Origin of the sequence: Candidatus Protofrankia californiensis (genome assembly GCF_900634765.1) — a bacterium.
In the GTDB taxonomy this organism is placed as follows: Bacteria; Actinomycetota; Actinomycetes; order Frankiales; family Frankiaceae; genus Protofrankia; species Protofrankia californiensis.
In genome coordinates this window covers 1,978-5,430 of record NZ_CAAAFT010000052.1, presented here as the reverse complement: position 1 = coordinate 5,430, position 3,453 = coordinate 1,978, and the positions used below count along the sequence as shown (strand labels likewise).

Here is a 3,453-nt window from a genome sequence, read left to right as displayed (position 1 = left end):
GACCGCACCAAAGCGAAGATCAGCAGGATGAGGCCGGCGGTCGCGACGACCTCGGCAAGCAGATGCGGGCCGGACGCCCGGTGATGCGTCGAGATCGACACCGCTGATGCGTCGAACATGACGTTCGCCAGGATCGCCCCGGCCACACAGCCGGCGACCTGGACGGGGACGTAGGCGGCGGCGTCCCGCCACGCCAGCCCACCGAACGCCGCGTCCACCGCGGAGACCACCGGATTGAAATGCCCCCCGGACACCGGCCCGACCATCAAGATGATCGCAAACAGGCCGGCGGCGGTCGCCGCGGCGTTCTCCACCAGCTGCAACCCGCTCTGCCCCGGGCTGAGCTGCGCTGCGGCGATCCCCGAACCGATCACCAGGGCGGCCAGCAGCATGCTGCCGACCGCCTCCGCGACCAGCCGTCGCGCAAGCGGCGGCGGACTCGTTTTTCCTACCTGTGACATCAGCGGCCTGCGTGGCCGGCGGTGACGACCGGCGCGGCGTCACCGAGGTCCGCCGCCGGACCGCAGTCCCCACCCGGCCCGCACGCGCAGGCCGAGCCCGGCCCGCTGCCCGGTTCCACCATCCGCAACACCGGCCCCACCCCCGCTCCGTCGGGGATGTCGGCGAGCACCGTGTAGATCTCCCACGGGGCGCCGTCGGGATCGTCGACCCAGACCTTGTCCTGCACCGCGTAGCAGCAGGCGGTGTTCTCCTCGGTCGCCGTGTCCAACCCGGCCCCGGCCAGCCGCGCGGTCGCCGCGGCCACCTCCTCGGAGGTGGCGACCTCGACGCCGAGATGGTTGAGCGCCCCGGCCACCCCGGCACCCCGGGCCTGCGGGTTCTCGATCAGCACCAGCTTCAGTGGCGGCACGTCGACCGCGAAGTTCGCATACCCCGGCCGGCGCTTCGCCGGGCCGACCCCGAACAGCTGCGTGTAGAAGTCGACCGCCGCGTCCACGTCGGAGACGTTCAATGCCAGCTGCACCCTGGCCATCACGACCAGCCCCCATCCGTATCGATCAGCGTCTATGTCCTGTCGGATGCAACGATGACCCCACGCATAGACGGCTGTCAATAGGTGGGGCATGCTGGGCGACATGGCGACCGCACCCCTGCCCACCCCGCTCCCCCCGAGCACGGATTCCGAGGCGCCCGACCTCGCCGGGACGCCCGCGGCCTGCTGCACCCCGTTGACCCGGGCGCCGCTGTCCGCCGAGGAAGCCGACCGGCTCGTGGCGGTCCTCAAGGCGATCGCCGTGCCCGCCCGCCTACGACTCCTGTCGATGATCTACGCCCACGAGGACGGTGAAGCCTGCGTCTGCGAACTCACCGAACCCCTCGGCCTGAGCCAGCCCACCGTCAGCCACCACCTGAAAGTCCTGGTGGACGCCGGGCTGATCACCCGGGACAAACGCGGTGTCTGGGCCTACTACCGGGCCGTGCCCGACGCCCTCGCCGCCCTGGCCACCGTCTTCACGCCCCGACAGTAGCCTCCTGCGAGCGGCGCCGGGAACCGACGGCAGGACGGACAGCCCCGGTCCGGATCCCGCCCGGAAACCGGAAATACAGCCGACAGCAGCTCAGCCGGCTCTCGCGGATAGGACACCGCCCCATGTGGTCAACCGCGCGGCCTCGTGATCCAGCACCCGCGGGGGTGGCCGGTCACTGCTGGCAGCGCTTGAAGCCCTCCGGGCTGTAGCACGGCAGGTGCCCGTAGGCCTTCATGACGTCCTGGCCGCTGCCCCTCGTCAGGTAGTTCAGGAAACTGGAGGTGAGGGAGCCGGCGGGCGGCCTGCCGTAGGTGTAGGCGTATTCGACCTCCGTGAAGGGATAGGTGCTGGCGCCGATGGCCTCGATCGAGGACTCCTGGCCGTTGATCCGCAGGGTGTGCAGGCCCTTGGACATGACGGCGGCCTGCAGTTCGCTGTAGCCGATGGCGCCCGGGAGCTTGGCCACGGTTCTCAGTACCCGCTCGGTGCTGTCGAGTTCACAGCGGACGACCCTGTCCTGGGGGGAGTTCCTGTGCTCGCAGTTCAGGGAGGTCAGAGCCGGTTCGCCGACTCCGTCGAGGATGCGCCGCCGGAACAGGTCACGGGTGCCGGAGTTGGCGTCCCGACTTACGAGCAGGACGGGGAGGTCGGGGCCGCCGACCTGGTTCCAGTTGAGGACGTCACCCCGATAGATCCTCCGTATCTGGTCGATCGTCAGATTGCCGGTCGATACCTGGTCGTTCACCACCAGAGCGAATGCGGAGACCGCAACGCGTTCCCCTGTCATCTGCAGGTAGCCGTCCGGCTTGGAACCATCGTAGACCGCGATCACGGCTGGTGACGACCCGCTCGCGGACTCACCACCGGCCTCCGCCAGCTCCTGGATGCCCTCGTTGCTGCCGTGCGGGTTCACCGTGATCTTTGAATCCGGGCAGTCCGACTCGTACTTCTCGGCGATTTCTCGCGCGACCGGCGCAAAGGCCGTGGAACCGATGACGGTGAGCTTTCCCGTGGCACAGCCGATGGGAGGCGGCACGTTCCGGCGGACGACGATGATGATCGCCAACGCCGTGACGCAGAGAGTGAGCAGGATGGTGATCCAGCGGGCGGGCCTGCTGAACAGGGGCGGGGTGTCGTCGACCGTCGTGCTGCGGTTGGGCATCACCGCGCCGTCGCGGATCCCGCCGGTGACCCGGACGTGGCAGCCGACGCCACCGCTGGTGAGCAGCACGAGCAGCTTGTAGTGCTGGCCGCGGTTGAGTGGGACGCGGGGCAGGTAGATCGTGCTGTCGCTGTGCCGCATGGCCCCCGGCGGAGCGAAGTGGTCCATCAGGTGCTCGGCGTCGGGCTGGGTGACGGCGACACCCCTGACGATGCGCTCGGTGAAGACGGCGGTGAGGCCGTTGCTGGTGTAGTCGGTGTCGGTGATGCTCTCCGCGCCGTCGTTTTCGATACGCAGGAGGACGAGGGTGGCGTCGGACATGTCGGGGAGGTCGTTGAACAGGCCGAGCCGTATGTTCGCCTGGCCCTGCCCGCTGCGGTTGTCGCTGCCGATAGGGGTGTCCATCTGCACGCGATAGCCGATGCGTCTGCGGCGCGGGACCCGGCGCTCGTACCAGACCACGGCGAAGGCCGCCACGATGCCGAGCACCGCGGTGAGCACGGCCACGATGTTCTCGGCACTCAGCCAGCCCACGTTTCGCCTCATCCCCGAATGCACGGTTGGGCCGATATGACGATTCAGCGACCGTATGGGTTTTGGTTGGGGTCGGAGCGCTTTACGCTGCCCGCTCGTCAGATATTCGCCGTGAATTCATCTCGGCCAGCCGTGGGTTCAATCTCGGCCAGCCGTGGGTTCATCCCGGTCGGGAAGTGGGCTGACGGTACGCAGGCGGCCACGGATCGCCCGCTGCGGGCCGTTACTCCACCGCGGCCACACGCAGAGGTCCGGGACTCAAGGTCC

General features: G+C 68.9%; 4 protein-coding genes. 1 reads left to right on the top strand and 3 read right to left on the bottom strand.

Annotation, left to right across the window (positions count from 1 at the left end; genetic code table 11):
- The coding region (locus tag DD1DGNOD_RS28680) for an aquaporin (protein ID WP_241255424.1) at positions 1 to 461 on the bottom strand (461 nt) is incomplete at its 3' end.
- Positions 461 to 994, bottom strand: a complete 534-nt coding sequence (locus DD1DGNOD_RS02830; protein WP_131765048.1) for an ArsI/CadI family heavy metal resistance metalloenzyme — start codon at positions 992 to 994, stop codon at positions 461 to 463. The genes DD1DGNOD_RS02830 and DD1DGNOD_RS28680, both read right to left, overlap by 1 nt.
- Before the next feature lie 103 nt (positions 995 to 1,097).
- On the opposite strand from DD1DGNOD_RS02830, the gene DD1DGNOD_RS02825 reads away from it, so the two are divergent.
- Positions 1,098 to 1,490, top strand: coding sequence for an ArsR/SmtB family transcription factor (locus tag DD1DGNOD_RS02825; protein WP_131765091.1), 393 nt, complete (start codon positions 1,098 to 1,100; stop codon positions 1,488 to 1,490).
- Between the two features lie 172 nt (positions 1,491 to 1,662).
- On the opposite strand, the gene DD1DGNOD_RS02820 is transcribed toward DD1DGNOD_RS02825, so the two are convergent.
- Complete coding sequence (locus DD1DGNOD_RS02820; protein ID WP_131765047.1) at positions 1,663 to 3,186, bottom strand: substrate-binding domain-containing protein; 1,524 nt, start codon at positions 3,184 to 3,186, stop codon at positions 1,663 to 1,665.
- Positions 3,187 to 3,453: the final 267 nt, after the last annotated feature.

Bases quoted from the DNA above. Each gene is read 5' to 3' on its own strand.
- DD1DGNOD_RS02825 (WP_131765091.1), top strand. From the start codon at position 1,098: ATGGCGACCGCACCCCTGCCCACCCCGCTCCCCCCGAGCACGGATTCC.
- DD1DGNOD_RS02830 (WP_131765048.1), bottom strand. From the start codon at position 994: ATGGCCAGGGTGCAGCTGGCATTGAACGTCTCCGACGTGGACGCGGCG.